Below are 16,304 nucleotides of genomic sequence, written 5' to 3'. Positions count from 1 at the left end.
CAATCTGCACGGCCGTGGCCCCGGAGGCAGTCTTCACCTTGCGCACGTACGGGCTCACCACACCAAAATACCGCTCGCTTAGTGCCCCGAAATCCGCCCCCAAAATCCCCTGACCAGCACCTACCAACCCGCAGAAGCCGAAAACGGATTCAAGAGGTCCAACTCAGGACTGATCGTCATCTCACCGACGCCGACATGCCGCTGTTCACGCAGCTGCGGATGACCGCGTTCGGACAGACCGTCATTGACCTGGCCAACGATCCCGCCTGCGACGAGTGGACCTTCTCGGAGAAAATCTTCCACGCCCTGGACAAAGAGATCACGGCCAGGCAGGAACGCCGGACCCAGAAACTACTCAAGGCCTCCAGATCGCCAAACCCTGACGCCTGCGTAGAAGAGATCCGCTACCTACCTGACCGCAACGTCAACCGCGAGCTAATCGCACGACTTTCCAGCTGTCAATGGATCGACGCCACTCGCAATCTCGTCGTGCTCGGCCAATCCAGCGTGGGCAAGACCTACCTCGCCCAAGCGCTTCTCAATGCCGCGTGCCGAAAGTACTACACCGCGAGGTTCTTCCGGCTCGACGACCTGGCCAACCGGCTCGCCGTGCTGGAGCCGACCTCGCAGCGCCGGCTGGACTTCCTCACTGACCTGCACAACTGCGACCTGCTGGTTCTGGACGACTTCCTGACCACCCCGGTGGCCCCGCATACCGCGGCGGAGCTGCTCAACATCCTTGCCGCTCGGGAAGGGCGGGGCTCGACGCTGGTGACCTCGCAGTTCGATCCGCCGGATTGGTACAAGTCGCTCCAAGACGCGGTCATCGCCGAATCGATCCTCAACCGGATCGTCGCCGGCGCCGAGATCATCGCCCTCGACGGACCCAACATGAGACGACACCTCGCCACCACAACGCCATAGCGGCCCAGCGGTCGGACGGGACGCTGTCCGATGCCCGTCCGACCGCTACCCGATCATCAGAACCGCGCTTTCCGAAAGGCGTCCCAAACACCCGACGTGGCCGCACCCGGCCGGTGCGGTGGCCGGCTCTGTCGTTTCTACAACCCACCCACGGCCGGTGGGTTGGACCAAAGCGCGGCATTATAGAGTCCTGGCTAGCCGTTGCAGCCCGAACTGCGCCGTAAATAATCCACGCCGGTGCGACGCTCCGTTTGGACAACAGGGGCGGTCGCGGTTCAGGTGCGTGGAGTTACATGGATGTGAGTGAGCTATGCGTAGGACTCCCTTCGTCGCGGTGATCGCCGCGGTCGCCCTGGGCCTGGCCGGGTGCACCTCGGAGAACACCGAGACCGGGACGGAGACGACCGCAGCCTCGACCGTCGGCGCGGCGCCCCTTGTGGTGGAGGATGCGTGGGTCAAGGCCACTGATGTCAATGGGGGCACTGAACACGGCGAGGCCGCCACTGGTGACCCCGGTTCTGCTGACCCGAATGCGCACGGTGACGGTGGCGCGATGGCACCGGTGTTTGGGATCGTGCGGAATCAATCCGATGAGGATGTCCGCTTGGTCGAGGTGGCCTCCGTGGTCTCCGGTGAGGCCGAGTTGCATGAGACCGTCTCGGGGGCGGCGGGTGGCTCGATGATGCAGGAGCGAGAGGGCGGCTTTGTCATCCCGGCAGGTGGAGAGCTTGTGTTCGAGCCTGGCGGGAACCACATCATGCTGATGGGCGTGCACGAATCGATCCGCACGGGTCAGGATGTCGCCGTGACCCTCACATTGGAGAACGGCGATACGAGCGAGATCGTCGCCTCCGCGCGGTCGTTCGAGGGGGGCAATGAGCAGTACCAGGGCGGAGAGTGACCGGCAATGGGTGACAGTAACGGCCGCTCGGCGTTGAATCGCAGATCCTTCCTGGTCGGCGGTGCGGCTCTCACCGGTGGTGCCGCTGTCGCCGGAGGAGCTGCGGGGTGGGGAGTTGGTGGGCGCACCGCGACCGCGCGGACCCCTGATCGCGACGCGATAGCCAACTCCCGGGCCGTCGGCGCGGCCACCGAGCCTTTCCATGGTGACCGTCAGTCCGGCATCACCACGGCGCCGCAGGCGCATGCGGCGTATATGGCATTCGATCTGCGAGACGGTGTTCGCCGCGCCGACCTCATCGGCGTACTGCGAGCTTGGACGCAGGACGCGGCCCGGCTCACGCAGGGGCGCGGCGGTCTGGCCGACCTGCAGCACGAGTTGGCTGAAGGACCGTCCCGGTTAACGGTGACCATCGGCTTCGGCCCGGAGCTGCTCGGCAAGATCGGTCTTGGAGACCGCACCCCGGAGTGGTTGCAGCCGCTACCGGACTTCCCGCAGATCGACCGGCTCGAGGACCGGTGGTCCGGCGGCGATCTGCTGCTGCAGGTCTGTGCCGACGATCCGCTCACCGTTGCGCACTCGGCCCGGATTCTGTCCTCGGGTGTTCGCGACGCGGTTCTTCAGCGGTGGGCGCAGCGAGGGTTCCGTCGTGCCGTGGGCACCGACCCGTCCGGGCAGACACAACGCAACCTCTTCGGGCAGATTGACGGCACCGCCAATCCCGCGCCGGCCGATGCCGACTACGACCAGTTGTTGTACTCCGATGGCGCCGACCGGCGATGGATGCGGGGCGGTACCTCTCTGGTGCTGCGTCGTATCCGGATGACGATGGACACCTGGGAGGAGATCGAGCGGAGCTCCCGTGAGCTCACGATCGGACGGAAACTCGACTCGGGCGCGCCATTGACCGGTGCCACTGAACACGATCCCGCTGACTTCGAGGCGATTGACCAGACCGGGTTGACCGTCATCCCCACCGAGTCACACATGGCCCGGGCTCGGCCGCGGGTCCGGGCCGAGACGATTCTGCGACGACCGTACAACTATGACGATGTCCCGGATTCCGGCCAGATCAGCAATTCTGGTCTGTTGTTCGCGTCCTACCAGGCCGACCCGGTACGTCAGTTCGTGCCGATCCAGCAGCGACTGGCAGAGCAGGACATGCTCAACACCTGGACGGTCCCGATCGGCTCTGCCGTTTTCGCGATCCCACCGGGGTGCCACGAGGGCGGCTACGTCGGCGAGAGCGCATTGGAGGGATAGCCGCACGCAACCACCGGGAGCTGCGGTCGCCGTCCCGCTCGATTCGGGTCTGGGCCGCCTTCGTCTCGTGGGTCGATCGCGCTCCGGTTGCCCGCCTCACCGCCGAAGCAACGGCTGCCCGATTATCATCCAGTGATCACGTCGGGGCACGCATGAGTTAGAAAGCGGACAATCTGTTGAGTAAGAATCTGAAGCTCTCGCTAGCGCTGATCACGGCTGCGCTGGTCGTCCTGGTGGTGGCCTTACTGGCTGCCGGGAACGATTCCGGCTCCGAGCAGGCACGTCCTGATGACAGTCCGGGCACCGGAGTGTTGGTGCGTGAGGACAGTCCCCGGCTGTCTGAGGGCGGTGACGCCGTCTTCGTGGAGTTCCTCGATTTCGAATGCGAAGCCTGCATCGCGCTCTATCCGACAATTGAGGACCTCCGCGAGCAGTACGGAGACCGGGTGACGTTCGTGGTGCGCCACATGCCCCTGCACGACAACTCTATGGCGGCGGCCCTGGCCGCCGAGGCCGCCGCCGAGCAAGGCCGGTTCGAGGCCATGTACCGCAAGTTGTTTGACACTCCCGAGCAGTGGGGCCACCAACAAACCCCGCAAATGGACACATTTTTCGGCTATGCCGAGGAACTGGGGTTAGATATGGAGCGCTTCGAGAGCGCATACAACGACCCGGCCACCCTCGAGCGCATCGAGCAGAGCAAGCAGGACGGTCAGAGCCTCGGGGTCAGTGGCACGCCGACCTTCTTCCTGGACGGGGAGCGCCTCGAGCCGACCAGCGTCACCGATCTCGAGAACAGCATCAATGCTGCCCTCGAATAGCTCAGCCACCCCGGTCGCACACTCCACCAACGCCGGCCCGGATCAGTACCCCCACCGCAGGCTCGCGGTGGTGCTGATCGTTGGTGGGCTCATCGGCCTGGTCGCGGCGGTAGTGCTGCTGGTGGAGAAGATCGCGCTGATCGAGAACCCGGGCTACGTCCCGTCCTGCAGCATCAACCCTGTCCTGTCCTGCGGGTCGGTGATGACCACCGCGCAGGCTGAGGCCTTTGGCATCCCCAATCCGATCATCGGCATCGCCGGATTCGCCGCCACCACGGCCCTGGGTGCTGCGCTCCTGGCGGGGGGAGCATTTCAGCGCTGGCTGTGGGCCAGCATCCAAGTAGGCGTCACCTTCGCGGTGGTGTTCATCCACTGGCTCATCTACCAAAGCTTGTACAGCATCGGTGCCCTGTGCCCGTACTGCATGATCGTCTGGGCGGTGACCATACCGATCTTCTGGTACTGCACCCTGTGCAATCTTCAGCCACTACGCCGCAGCGGTTCGGCGGGTCTTGCGCGCCTCATCGCCGTAGTTACCGAATACCGGGGCGCGATACTTACCGCCTGGTACCTACTTGTCCTGCTGCTCATCACGCACCGCTTCTGGGACTACTGGACCACCCTCGTCTAGAAACGCTCGCCGAACAGCAGATCGCGTTCCGCGAGTCAGTCCTCGGCTCACTCGGGGGCGGCACACCGCAGTCTGCGCAGGCGCTCCCAGATCAAAGCAGCGCACGCCGGATGGCTCTCGGACCCGGTCCCCCGCCCGCTGTCCAACTCCTCGTACAGCTATCGACTGCTGTCGCAGACGATCAGGCGCGGTTGCCTCCACGCGAGCTGCGTCGATACTCGGATGCGAACCGGTCACCGTAGCGATCACGCATGGCCGCCGCTACGAGCCGGTCTGAGTCCGCGGTCTCGTCCGATGGACCATCGTCTCCAACCGTGGCCGCGGGAGGGCCCGACGGGGCCTGCGACGCTGTGGTGTCCTGCCCGGGACCTGCTGCCCGGTTCCCGCCCTTGCGTGGCCGCGCCGCGGCGGCATCGTTGTCCTCGTCGTCCAGACGACGGCGCTGACGTATCTCGCTCCACACGAAGTAGCCCAGGCCGATGGGAGCGAGGACCCCGAAGGCCATCCACTGCAGGCCGTACGACAAGTACGGACCTGACTCGGTGGACGGCAGTGGCATCGGTTCCAAAGACCCGGGCTGCCCACCGGCGAGCTGGAGATAATAGGGCGACAGGTCGGTGCCGAGGAGGTCCCCGATGACGGGGGGGTCGATGTTGCGCACCATGTTCCAATCGTGCAGAACGATGGGTTGGGCGGGAGCATCCATCGGGATCCTGAGGCGGGCGATGATGGTCAGCTGGCCCGTCGGCGCGGACGGGAAGTCTGGGACCGCGTTGTCGTCGCCGACGCGGACCCATCCGCGGTTGACGAGCAGGGAGTCACCACTGTCGGTGCGGAATGCACGAAGTGCCTGGTACACGAGTTCACCGTCGACGGACTGCATCCGCAACAGGACATCCTCCATGGGCAGGTAACTTCCGCGCGCAGTAACCAGATGCCATTCGGAATCACCGAGAGATCCCTCCCGCCGGATCACTTCGTCCAACGGAACCGGCCCTGCCACGCTGCTCTCAACGAGCTGGGCATTGCGTGCCTTGAGATCCTCGTACTTGTTCAACTGCCAGGGGGCAAGCATCGTGAAGCACAGGTAGGCGAAGAGGCTGATGAACAGAAGGGTGATCAACCATCCCGGCTTGAGCATGCGAGAGAACCGTTTCACCTGCCAAACAGTAATCGTGCCGGCTGTCCGATCACCCTGCGCATCACCACGGCGACGGGAGCCGGCTGCACGGGCCTGTCGGAAAACTGGGCTGACCGGGGGGCGCGCACCTCATTTACGACCTGTCCGGTGCCCTGGTGGTCCGTGATCAGCGTCGTCAGGTTTTCGACCTCCCGCCGATCGAACATGCTCGCCATCGAGCACCGCGCCCAGCGGCGCGCATGTTCATGCGGAGTAGTGACTACCGCTGCGTTCCCGGCCGAGGCCAGAGCCCCGGTGTGTTACGGGCCCGGCGTGGCTGCGCTGGGCGCCTACCTACTGGGCCGCCAGCACCTTCCGGTTGACCGGCGTTCCGCAGAATTCGGTGGTTCTGAAGCCATTCCGGGGTGTTCGCAACGCTGTGCCCTGCACGGGCATGTTGAGGTCTAGCAATTCGTGTCGACTCTGCCCGTGTCACCTAACCCCCCAAGCAGAAACGCGGGACTCATGACCGAATGGGACACTTGAAGAGCGCCCTGGAGTCTCGCCCCCAGCAGCGTCCGGGACCGTAGCCTGATTAGGCGTCGTTGGAGCCGATGACTGCTCGCAGAGCAACGGGCGTGCCAGCCTAGCTGCAATCAGATACCGACCTAGGAGATCAGCAATGATCGCATTGACCACGTGGACGGGCGGCATCCTCACCGCCACCGGACTCATCGCCTACTTCACCACCGGGATGGAGAGTGCCACCTCGCTGATACCGGCGTTTATCGGTGTGCTGCTGCTCATCGCGGCGTTCATCGCGAGCCGCGTCCCGAACGCCAGCCGAGGGGTGATGATCGCAGCGCTCGTCATCGCCGTGCTCGGGGCACTGGGATCTCTCATGCCGCTTGCCGACCTCGGCGCGTTGTTCGCCGGAGATGCAGAGCGGCCTGCTGCGGTAATCGTCAGCGGGATCATGCTGATCGTGCTCGTCGTGTACTTCGTGGCGGGCCTTCGTCAGATCCTGACCACTCGCGAAACGGGGCCAAAAGCAAATTGACAAAGACCCCGGCCTTTCGCGGTGGGGTGAACATCGGGAGGAAGATTCCCGCGGATCGTGAATCGGGGCGCTCGCCTCGCACCGCGGCTGACGCGGGTTGCCGGGGTCGAGAGCGTTCAGGACGTAGTCGGGGGCGCGGGGATCGGCCACGGCAACGTGCTCGGAGAGGTTCTGCTCGCAGCCGTCCTGGACCACCACGTTGGTCGCCATCGAACCGGGGGCCAGGCCCGACGTGTACGGCAGGACGACCTCGACGTACCGGGTAGCCCGTTGAGGTACCGCACGCCCGGCGCGTACGGAGTCCCGTCGGCCCACAACTCCTGCAGCACGAGCGAGCCCGGCAGCATCTGCGTGAGGAGCACCGCAACCAACTCGACGCCGCCGGTGGAGGCGGTAAGCATCTGGTCCGGTCACCGGCCTGCTGATCGAATCCCGTACGACTCAGCTCAATGACCGCGATATCAAGACGGTCCGCGGAACCCCGGTTTTCGCTCCCAGCCGGGACACGCTTCCACGTCGCGCACGCGGCCGGAAACCAGGAACCACTCCTGCCAGCGTTCCGGAGAATTCTCCGGTTCTGGAGTCATTTCGGAGTGGGCGCAACGCCGTGACCTGCAGGGGCTTGTTTGAGATCTAGTAAGTCGGGGATTCCCCGAAGAAATGCACTACCGCGCGGGGTTGCAACGCCGGCCCGGAAATTGGCGAACACCAGCACGCGCTCCCCCGCGGGGAGGCGGTCGGCACGCCCGAAGTGGACGGTGCTAGACGAGGACTCCTTGGGCCGCGAGCCACGGCACCGGGTCGACCCACTGACCGGCGGCGGTCTGTACGCGGAAGTGCAGGTGGGGGCCGGTGGAGTCTCCGCGGTTGCCGACGGTTCCGATCACTTCACCGGCGTTGACCCGCTGTCCGACGCTGACGTAGTTCTGGTCATTGTGGCCATATTCCAGCAGTTCGCCGTCATCAGTGCGGATGCGGATCCAGATGCCGTACCCGGCGGCGGGGCCAGCGGCTTCCACAACGCCGCTTTTAGCGGCGTAGAGCGGCGTTCCAATGGGCGCACCGAAGTCGGTGCCGTTATGGAAACTGCCCCACCGCGAACCGAACCCCGAGGTGATCGCACCTGATGTAGGGGCATGCGCAGCACCACCGATCTGCGGGCTACCGGCGCTGTCGCCGAGGGAGCCGAGCCCGAGCCCGGCGGCGTACTGCCGGACCTCACTTGGGGCGACACCGAACTGGTCGCCGATCCTCTGGATCTCGGCTGGTCCGATGCCGAACTGCTCGGCCGCGGCCTGGATCGCCTCGACGACCTGAGCGTGCTCGATCGCGGCGGGTTGAGCGGCGGCGGCGGGGGCAAAAGCCAAGCCCAGGCCGCCCGAGAGGGCAGTGCCGATAACGGCGCTACCAACGAACCGCGACACGGTCGAGTTGGCGCCGGCGACCCGATGACGACCGCCGGCCACAGTCGCAGTGCGCACGCCCAAACGTTCGGTGAGCTCAGCCACGGTTACGGGCCGGGTGGAGTCGATCATGGGGCTGTCTCCATCGTTCGTGGTTACGTGATCCCGCGACGTCTATGCGATACGGGTGACCGATGTCGTCGGTAACACGACCGAATATAACAACTCGATATCGTTCCTGTCACCCTCTGCGGAAAATTCGTGATCATCGCCAGCCCCAGTGCGCCCAGATCGACTCCCGGTCGGGGAGAAGTCGTCTCCACCTCGGAAGCTCAGCCAGCGCCTAACCCTGGCGGAGCTGTCACCTCACTGGTCCTCTCTGTGACGGTCGTCTCGGCCGTGCATCTGCCTTGCGACCCGGTTGGTCAGCCACTATCTTTAACCGGGGTCAGGTCACGAAACGATTACGGTTAGACGACGACGGGAGTCGGTAGCGCAGTGGAGAAGCGAGCAGGACCGAAGCACGCCTCTCAGTCGACCAGCTCCCCGCGGCGGCGCCGGGGAGCCCATCGCCGGGTTTCACCGAATAACCACCGCAGTATCGCCGCGGTCGTGGCCCTAGCCGCGGGTGCCTCTATTGCCGCGGCGGCCCCCACCGATGATCAGCGGATCGTCCTCCTCGCCACCGACGAGCACCCGACCGGTAGCGCCGATGACGCGCACTCCAAAGATGCCCAGGCCGCGACCCCCTCGGCTCCGCTCCCCCTCACCTCCGATGACGCGAACGTGGCAGGCGAGCCGGGGCCTGACACGGCAGCCGCGGGTTTCATCTCCAGTTTGCAGAGGGGCACCGAGCTCAACTACGAGCGAGAGATTGCCGAGGAGCAGGCGCGGCGCCCCACTGTGGCCCTTCCGGCAGTGGGAGTCTCAACGTCCTCCTTCGGCCCCCGGTGGGGAACGTCCCATTCAGGTCTCGATGTCGCCAACGCCATCGGCACGCCGCTGTTCGCCGCGACCGACGGAATTGTCATCGATTCAGGCCCGGCTTCCGGCTTCGGAATCTGGATTCGGATCATGTCGCCGGACGGTTTCATGACCGTCTACGGCCACAATGAGAGCAATGCAGTCCAGGTGGGTGACACTGTCGTCGCTGGTCAGCAAATCGGCCTGATGGGCAATCGCGGTTTTTCTACCGGCCCACATGTGCACTTCGAGGTATGGGCCGACGGCGGTTCCCGGGCTGTCGATCCCTCGGGATGGCTGGCAGAACGGGGCGTCGTGGTCAACTCGGGGTCAAGCAGCAGCGCCCTATGACGCTAGAGCCCTGACAGCGCGGTCTGCCGACACGGCACAGCTTGCGGGTCCCCCCCGGTTGTACCGGGCTTCAGCTGTGACGAACAACGGACAAGACCACGCCCACCGGCACACTCACTGCCAGGGCGGCAATGACAATCCGGTAGAGCACGAGATGCCACGCACGTATGCGCGCGTGGCGCACGGTGACCAGGAACAACATGAGCGATACCAGCAACAGCACACCGCCAGCGGCCACGGCGACCACGGACCCGGTCAGGGTGCCAACGAGTACCGCACTGTTGGCCAGGTTATAGGTCAGGAGCTGGACAACACGCAGGCGGCCGGACAGGGTGCCGTTAGTAAGCAGTGCCTGTCCGACGCCCAGCCCTACCTGGGCGACCCCCGCAACGAGCACCAGGTAGGCCGCCACCCAGGAGCCCTCGTCGAAACCGGTGGGACCGGTGACCGCGGCGACAAGGCCGCCCGCGATGATGGCGGTGAGGCCGACGAGCACAAATTCTCGCATTGCCCGCCAGTGCGAGCTGGTGAACTCGGCCTGATTACGTGCGCTGCGACTGAGTTCGTTGCCCATTCTCGATTCCTTTCGCCGTGATCAGCCTCGCGATCCTGGGAGCGGGGTGCCTGGGGAGACGAATGAAGGGGGTGTGAGCGAATCATCCTCGCCCGGCGAGGGCACGTAGGTTCCTACCTCGGGTCGGTCTCGGACATCTCGCGGAGCATGTTGTTGTAAGCCTTGAGCTCGGCGTCGTCGTCGCGCTCGGCCTGCCGCTCGGAGCGCCGCGCCTCACGCATGTCGGTCTGGAACCACTGCCAGGCCAGGGCGAGCATCACGATGAACAGGGGGATCTCCCCCGCCGCCCACGCCACGCCGCCGCCGACCTGCTGACTCTGCAGCAGATCCGGGATCCACGGCAGCCCGATCCCGGAGTACCAGCTCTCGGCCAGCACGGTCTGGGAGTTCATGAGCATGATGCCGAAGAAGGCGTGAAACGGCAGCGAACCGAGCAGCACCATGAGCTTGTAGAAGGGCGAGAACTGCCGGGGCGCCGCGTCGACGCCGATGATCACCCAGTAGAACAGGTAGCCGCTGATGAAAAAGTGCACGTTCATGAACATGTGGCCCAGGTGATCGGACGCCAGCGTCTGGAAGAACCCTCCGAAGTAGATCAGATAGAAACCGGCGACGAACTGCACCGAGGCCACGATCGGGTGGGTGAGGAATCGGGAGAGCGGGTTGTTGATGAACTCCACGATCCACTCGCGCGGCCCCGGCGGGTTACCGCGTCCCGCCGCCGGCAGGGCCCGCAGCGCCAGGGTCAACGGGCCGCCCAGCGCCAGGCACACCGGGGCGAGCATCGAGATGAGCATGTGCCCGACCATGTGGCTGGAAAAATCGGCCATCATGTACATCCCCATACCGGAGCTGGTGGTCAGGAACAGGATCACGCAGCCCGCCACCCAGAACGCGGTCCGTCCCGCCGACCAGGAGTCGCCGCGCCGGCGCAGGGTGACCAGCCCCCAGAGGTAGAGGCCCAGCAGGATCACCGAGGCCAGACCCAGCACCAGGTCGAAGCGCCACAGACCGAACACCGTCTCGAAGGAGAACGGCCCCGGCAACTCAAAACCCAACAGCGACTCCTGACGGGTGGGCACGTAGAGCGGTGCCGGTGGCGGGGTGCGGCCCAGCGAGACCGACAGGCCCAGCGTGCCCGCCATGACCACCGTCTCGACCAGTCCGATTCGCAGCAGGGTGCCCCGGTCCACCGGGGCGTTGGCCGACGCTCCCTCGATGCGGTTGATGATGCGTCGGCGCACCGCCAGCCCGAACACCGCCAACAGTGCCAGGCACAACGCTTTGGCCACGATCAGCAACCCGTAGGTCGAAGACAACAGGTCCGACGGGTGCAGACGAACCAGTCCGTTGATGATCCCGGTCAGCCCGAGCGCGACGATCGCCACCGTGGCCACCACCGAATAGCGGCGCAGCGCGAGCGCGACCCGTCCCCCGCCACGCATCGCGTGGGCAATCACCGAGACGAGCCCGCCGACGTAAAACGCGGCAGCGAACAGATGGATGATCAGCGCGTTGACGGCAATGTCGTGGGCGGTGCCGCCCGAGGCGTGGCCCGTCGCGGCAACCGGCAGGAGCGAGAGCACCGTGACCCCCAGCCAGATGACCGACCAGCGCCAGCTCAGGGTGAACCGCTGACCGATCCCGGCGGCCAGTGCAATGATCGCGGCCCAGCGCCACGAGGACGCCACCTCGATCTCGGTGATCGCCACGATCCACTGGTCCGGCGGCAGGGACTGCCAGAGCGTGCGCCCGGACACATCCGACAGGGTCAGCGGAATGAGCAAGGCCGCGGCGATTGCCCAGGCGATGTTGGCCCACGAGGAGATCTGCTGCGCGCGGTAGCCGTCAACGTCGAGGGTCTTGTCCTGCTGCGGCGGGGTGAAGAACGCGGCGAACAGCGCCATTCCCACCGCCACCGACGCGAGCAGTTCAGCGATCGCGCGGACCGCCGGGAGCCCGGCGGTGGTGAGCAGGCCCGGGTCCGGGACCCCGATCAGCTCGAGCGCCAGGGCCGTGGAGATCCGCGAGAGCGGGATCACCACACCTGCCGCCACCACCGCGAGCAGCACCACGACCGGCACCACACCGCGGGTACGCAGCGCTCTGACGGTGACGGGGGCCTTGGACGAGGGTGCCTTCGACGGCGGCGACATGATCACTATCGTAGGAAGCGGGTGCCGCCCGGTCCGATTCGCGCCTGTTCTGCGCACCCCCGCGCCCAGCGACGCCTCATGCGGGCCGTCCACCCGCCGACGAACTAGCGGACCGCTCGCATGCGCCCACTCGGCCGCCGCTCCTTCGGACTCCGGGTCCCAGCTGAGCAGTCTCGGGTTCGGGCGGTCATCACGGCGGCCGGATAGCCTGCCGAGGCTTTCAGGGTCGCACGTTCACCCGTAGTGGTGGCCGCGCCCGCCGATCCCTTCATTCCCGCCACGACGAGCCAGTCCGCTGACTGATATGCACGACCCAACGGTCAAAAATGGGAACCGTTCATCTAGCGGGTCAGGCGTGTCGGACTGCGGGAGATTCCCGGTCACGCACGGCGGCGGTCTCCAGTTGAATGGTGGCATGGTCGATGGAGACGGGGAAATGCTCCTTGACGCAGGTGAGGATCTCCTCCAGGATCTGCGGTGCGTGACCGGATTCGAAGCACTGATCATCGATCACGACATGAGCGGAGATGACCGGCAGGCCGGTCCCGATCATGGATGCGTGCAAGTCGTGCACGTCCCGAACGTGATCCAGCTCCAGAAGGTGTTCTCGGACCTCATCCAGATCGAGTCCCACGGGGGCGTACTCCATCAGCACCCGGATCGTCTGTCGCAGTAGCGTCAACGCTCGCGGAATGATCAAGGCTGCGATGAACAGCGCGGCAATGGTGTCGGCTCGTTGGAAGCCAGTGGTGTTGATGACGATCGCTGCAACGATCACCCCCACCGACCCCAGAGCGTCGTTGAGCACCTCCAGAAATGCCGCTCGCATGTTGAAGTTGTCTTCTCGCCTGGAGGCCAGCACCACGATGGCGGCGATATTGGCCACTAGGCCGATCACTCCGAACACCAGTAGCTCGGTACCGGGCACGTCCGCGGGCTCGAAGAGTCTTCGAACGCCTTCGATCGCGGCATAGCTACCGACGACGATCAGCAGGACGGCCTGCCCTAGTGCGGCGATGATCTCGATCCGGGCGAATCCCCAGGTCCGCTTACTGCTCGGTGGCCGCAGCATCATCGTCGCGGCTATGACAGCAACCAGCAATCCCGACGCATCAGCCAATGCATGAGCGGTGTCGGTCAACAGCGCGAGACTGCCAGTGACCACGCTGCCCACCGCTTGGGCCACCACGATGCTCGCGGTGATGCAGAACGCGATAAGCAGCCGACGACGCCTCCCGCGATCGGTCTGCTGCGAAGGACCCCCAGCACCATGGTCGTGACCGTGGCTATGCGCCATCTCGACTCACTCCTGCCTGAGGTCCCGGGTCGGGGTGATTCTGGTGATCGCGCAGCGACGGCGAGACCCCGGACGCACTCACCAGCGCATCGGCGGCTTCCACCAGGTCCGCCAGCCGGGCCGGCTCAGCCAGCGAGAACCACGAGGAGCGCCCCTCGATCCGCATCGTGACCAGTCCGCAGTCCCGCAGACACGCCAGGTGCTTACTCACCGTGGACTGCGCCAGATGCATGTGATCGACCAGATCACGAACCCGATGTTCACCACTAACCAGATGCTCCAACAACGCCAGCCGAGTCGGTTCCGCCAGAGAATGAAACAACGCTGCATAGGTGTTTCGATCCTCGCACGTCACCAATCGGGCACCCCATAATTAATCGCCATGAAGCGATAATAGCACCGTCTAGCGATATAGAAAGGTGGATCTCGGACCTCTGTCTCCGCAGTTCTCTTTGCCCAGGCGCGCCTTGCAGCTGATGCGCTGGTCGTCGATGCCGGGTCCCAGCACCGGGTCCCAGCACCGGGGCCGTCCGGTTAATACCGAGTTGCTGTGGTGGTTGCCGCCCGTCTTTTCCGGCGGCGATGCGGCGCGGGATACGCGGGCGCAGGGTCAATGAGGCAGCGGTGCCGGCCGGTGAATGTGTCGACTGTCTTCGTGGTCGGCAGTTGTTGTGCTCGGGGGTCGCTCGAGCTGCCTGGTGCGTGCGGCACGCAGTCCGTTGAGTATGACGAAGACTTCGGCGACCTCGTGGACCAGGACGACGGCTGCGAGTCCCAGGATTCCGGTGATCGCGAGAGGAAGCAGAACGACGATGATCGCCAAAGACAGGAGGATGTTCTGATTGATGACGCGACGACCGCGGCGGGCGTGGTCTATGGCGCGCGGGATCAGTCGCAAGTCATCGCCGGTGAACGCGACATCCGCTGACTCGATCGCTGCGTCGGAGCCGGTGGCCCCCATGGCGATGCCGATGTCCGCCGAGGCGAGCGCGGGGGCGTCGTTGACACCATCGCCGATCATCGCCACTGGCCCCCGGCCGTCGCCGCGCAACTGGGCGATCGCCTGCGCCTTGTCCTGCGGACGCAGCTCGGAACGCACGTCGGTGATCCCCGCCTCGACGGCCAGTGCATCAGCGGTGCGGGAGTTGTCGCCGGTGAGCATCGTCACGCCCATGCCCCTCGCCGCGAGTGACGTCATGGCTTCGCCTGCCTCTGGACGCAGCTCGTCGCGCACCCCGATGGCCCCGACCGGGCGGTCGTCGCGGTGGACGATCACCACCGTGATGCCGCGGTGCTCCATGGCGCGAACGTGATCTGCGAGAGGGCCTGGGTCGAGCCAGCGCGGGCTGCCGACGGCGATGTGCACGCCATCGATGAGGCCGGCGATTCCCGCGCCGGCGGACTCGGTGACCTCCGATGCGGCGGGGACGTCGGTAGCGGCGGCGGTGATCGCTGAGGCCAGTGGGTGGGTGCTGTGGGTTTCCAGAGCGGCCGCCCAGCCGAGGACCTGGTCCTCGGCAGCGTTGCCAGTGGTGAGGACGTGCGTGACGGTGGGCTGGTTGCGGGTCAAGGTTCCGGTCTTGTCCACTGCTACATGCCGGAGGTAGCCCATGCGCTCGAACGCGGCACCCGATTTGATGATCACCCCGAACTTACTGGCCGCACCGATCGCGGAGACGACCGTGATCGGCACCGAGATGGCCAGTGCGCATGGCGACGCTGCGACCAGTACCACCAGTGCTCGCTCGATCCACAGTCCGGAATCTCCGACGATGGAGCCGATCAGGGCGACCAGGGCAGCCAGGATGAGGACACCCGGCACCAGCGGGCGGGCCAGGCGGTCGGCGATGCGGGCCCGCTCCCCCTTTTCTGTCTGTGCCTGCTCAACCAGTTCGACCACTGTGGTCAAGGAGTTGTCTGTCCCTGCGGCGGTGGCCTCGACCTCCAGGACGCTGGCGGTGTTGATCGAGCCGGCCAACACCGCGTCACCGGGTCCGACCTCGAGGGGGATGGATTCACCCGTGATCGCCGAGACATCCAGGCTGCTCTTCCCGACACGAACGATCCCGTCGGTGGCCAGACGTTCGCCGGCGACCAGACGGAGCACGTCGCCCCGCTCCAAAGACTCGACGGGCACGGTGCGGGTGGACCCGGTGGCGCCCAGGACGGTGGCACTAGGCGGAATCAGCGCCAACAGGGCCCGCAGGCCCGAGCGGGCCTTGTCCATCGCGCGATCCTCCAGCGCCTCGACGATGGAGTACAAGAAGGCCAGGGCGGCGGCCTCCTCGATGAACCCGAGCGCGACCGCACCCGTGGCGCTGATCGTCATCAACAAGCCGATACTCAACCGACCCCGGGACAGCAGACCCCGCACCGCACCCGGAACGAACTGCGAAGCACCCAGAAGTAGAGCGGTCCAGAACAGCCCCGCTGCCGCCGTCTCCGAGCCGGGGCCGTCGGCCAACCACTCGAAAATCACACCAAGCAGGAGCGCCAGTCCGGAAAACACCGGAATGAGCACGGCACTGCTGCGCCACCACGAAGCAGACTCCTCGCTGCCGGTCACCGGCCCGGCTGGCTCGCAACCACACGCAGACGTCGTCATCGACGACCTCCCTCGGAGTTGCAGCAACCCTCGACCGGGCACTGCGTATCTAGACACGATGCGCCCTCGTCGACGGCAAGAGTCGTCTCAACCAAGGCGCTCAACGCGCGTGCCAGATGGGCGTCGACGATCTCGTACCGATTCTGACGGCCCTCAAATGACGACGGACACGAGAGACTGCCCGTAGGCGGTCACGAAGGTGCCCGCTGGCGGACGTGAGAGTTGCCCGCTGGCG

The 16,304-nt window shown here is 65.6% G+C and carries 14 protein-coding genes and 1 pseudogene; 7 read left to right on the top strand and 8 right to left on the bottom strand.

All coding sequences use genetic code 11. The features are described from left to right. The first annotated feature begins 195 nt into the window (after positions 1 to 195). The 5 genes from ACH0BZ_RS16005 (at position 196) to ACH0BZ_RS15985 (ending at position 4,540) form a co-directional block, all read left to right on the top strand. Positions 196 to 924 (top strand): ATP-binding protein, encoded by a 729-nt coding sequence (locus tag ACH0BZ_RS16005; RefSeq protein ID WP_194306729.1) that lies wholly within the window; start codon positions 196 to 198, stop codon positions 922 to 924. A gap of 334 nt (positions 925 to 1,258) precedes the next feature. Beyond that, complete coding sequence (locus ACH0BZ_RS16000; RefSeq protein WP_227022070.1) at positions 1,259 to 1,825, top strand: copper chaperone PCu(A)C; 567 nt, start codon at positions 1,259 to 1,261, stop codon at positions 1,823 to 1,825. A gap of 6 nt (positions 1,826 to 1,831) precedes the next feature. Next, positions 1,832 to 3,088: a Dyp-type peroxidase gene (locus ACH0BZ_RS15995; RefSeq protein WP_406899718.1), complete on the top strand. Its 1,257-nt coding sequence runs from the start codon at positions 1,832 to 1,834 to the stop codon at positions 3,086 to 3,088. Between the two features lie 176 nt (positions 3,089 to 3,264). Next, complete coding sequence (locus ACH0BZ_RS15990; RefSeq protein WP_017838589.1) at positions 3,265 to 3,909, top strand: thioredoxin domain-containing protein; 645 nt, start codon at positions 3,265 to 3,267, stop codon at positions 3,907 to 3,909. Further along, positions 3,893 to 4,540: a vitamin K epoxide reductase family protein gene (locus ACH0BZ_RS15985; RefSeq protein WP_132061799.1), complete on the top strand. Its 648-nt coding sequence runs from the start codon at positions 3,893 to 3,895 to the stop codon at positions 4,538 to 4,540. The genes ACH0BZ_RS15990 and ACH0BZ_RS15985 overlap by 17 nt, the downstream gene beginning before the upstream one ends. Positions 4,541 to 4,721: 181 nt before the next feature. On the opposite strand, the gene ACH0BZ_RS15980 is transcribed toward ACH0BZ_RS15985, so the two are convergent. Continuing rightward, positions 4,722 to 5,681, bottom strand: coding sequence for an SURF1 family protein (locus ACH0BZ_RS15980; RefSeq protein ID WP_406899717.1), 960 nt, complete (start codon positions 5,679 to 5,681; stop codon positions 4,722 to 4,724). Between the two features lie 661 nt (positions 5,682 to 6,342). Here ACH0BZ_RS15980 and ACH0BZ_RS15975 point away from each other — a divergent pair. Next, entirely contained in the window at positions 6,343 to 6,720 is a 378-nt protein-coding gene (locus ACH0BZ_RS15975; protein WP_017838585.1) for a hypothetical protein, read from the top strand. Positions 6,721 to 7,481: 761 nt separating this feature from the next. On the opposite strand, the gene ACH0BZ_RS15970 is transcribed toward ACH0BZ_RS15975, so the two are convergent. After that, the gene (locus ACH0BZ_RS15970) at positions 7,482 to 8,255 is read right to left on the bottom strand and encodes a M23 family metallopeptidase (protein ID WP_406899716.1); all 774 of its coding nucleotides are present in this window, start codon (positions 8,253 to 8,255) and stop codon (positions 7,482 to 7,484) included. A gap of 480 nt (positions 8,256 to 8,735) precedes the next feature. Here ACH0BZ_RS15970 and ACH0BZ_RS15965 point away from each other — a divergent pair, with 480 nt between their 5' ends. Next, positions 8,736 to 9,437, top strand: coding sequence for a M23 family metallopeptidase (locus ACH0BZ_RS15965; protein WP_406899715.1), 702 nt, complete (start codon positions 8,736 to 8,738; stop codon positions 9,435 to 9,437). A gap of 70 nt (positions 9,438 to 9,507) precedes the next feature. Here the strand turns inward: ACH0BZ_RS15965 and ACH0BZ_RS15960 are convergent, their stop codons facing one another. The 6 genes and pseudogenes from ACH0BZ_RS15960 to ACH0BZ_RS15935 form a co-directional block, all read right to left on the bottom strand. Next, a complete protein-coding gene (locus tag ACH0BZ_RS15960; protein WP_406899714.1) occupies positions 9,508 to 10,011 on the bottom strand; it encodes a hypothetical protein in 504 nt (167 codons plus the stop codon). 113 nt (positions 10,012 to 10,124) lie between these two features. After that, positions 10,125 to 12,167 (bottom strand): cytochrome c oxidase assembly protein, encoded by a 2,043-nt coding sequence (locus ACH0BZ_RS15955; RefSeq protein WP_406899713.1) that lies wholly within the window; start codon positions 12,165 to 12,167, stop codon positions 10,125 to 10,127. Between the two features lie 349 nt (positions 12,168 to 12,516). Further along, positions 12,517 to 13,464, bottom strand: a complete 948-nt coding sequence (locus ACH0BZ_RS15950) for a cation diffusion facilitator family transporter (protein ID WP_406899712.1) — start codon at positions 13,462 to 13,464, stop codon at positions 12,517 to 12,519. Beyond that, entirely contained in the window at positions 13,454 to 13,819 is a 366-nt protein-coding gene (locus ACH0BZ_RS15945; protein ID WP_406899710.1) for an ArsR/SmtB family transcription factor, read from the bottom strand. The genes ACH0BZ_RS15950 and ACH0BZ_RS15945 overlap by 11 nt, the downstream gene beginning before the upstream one ends. 255 nt (positions 13,820 to 14,074) lie before the next feature. Next, positions 14,075 to 16,069 (bottom strand): heavy metal translocating P-type ATPase, encoded by a 1,995-nt coding sequence (locus ACH0BZ_RS15940; RefSeq protein ID WP_406899708.1) that lies wholly within the window; start codon positions 16,067 to 16,069, stop codon positions 14,075 to 14,077. Beyond that, positions 16,066 to 16,224 (bottom strand): annotated as a pseudogene (locus tag ACH0BZ_RS15935) (transcriptional regulator); the annotation flags it as partial. The pseudogene ACH0BZ_RS15935 and the gene ACH0BZ_RS15940, both read right to left, overlap by 4 nt. Between the last annotated feature and the right edge of the window lie 80 nt (positions 16,225 to 16,304).

Origin of the sequence: Dietzia sp. 179-F 9C3 NHS (assembly GCF_045369825.1) — a bacterium.
Taxonomy (GTDB): Bacteria; Actinomycetota; Actinomycetes; order Mycobacteriales; family Mycobacteriaceae; genus Dietzia.
Note: the sequence above shows the minus strand (reverse complement) of the source record. Positions and strands in the feature narration are given on the sequence as shown.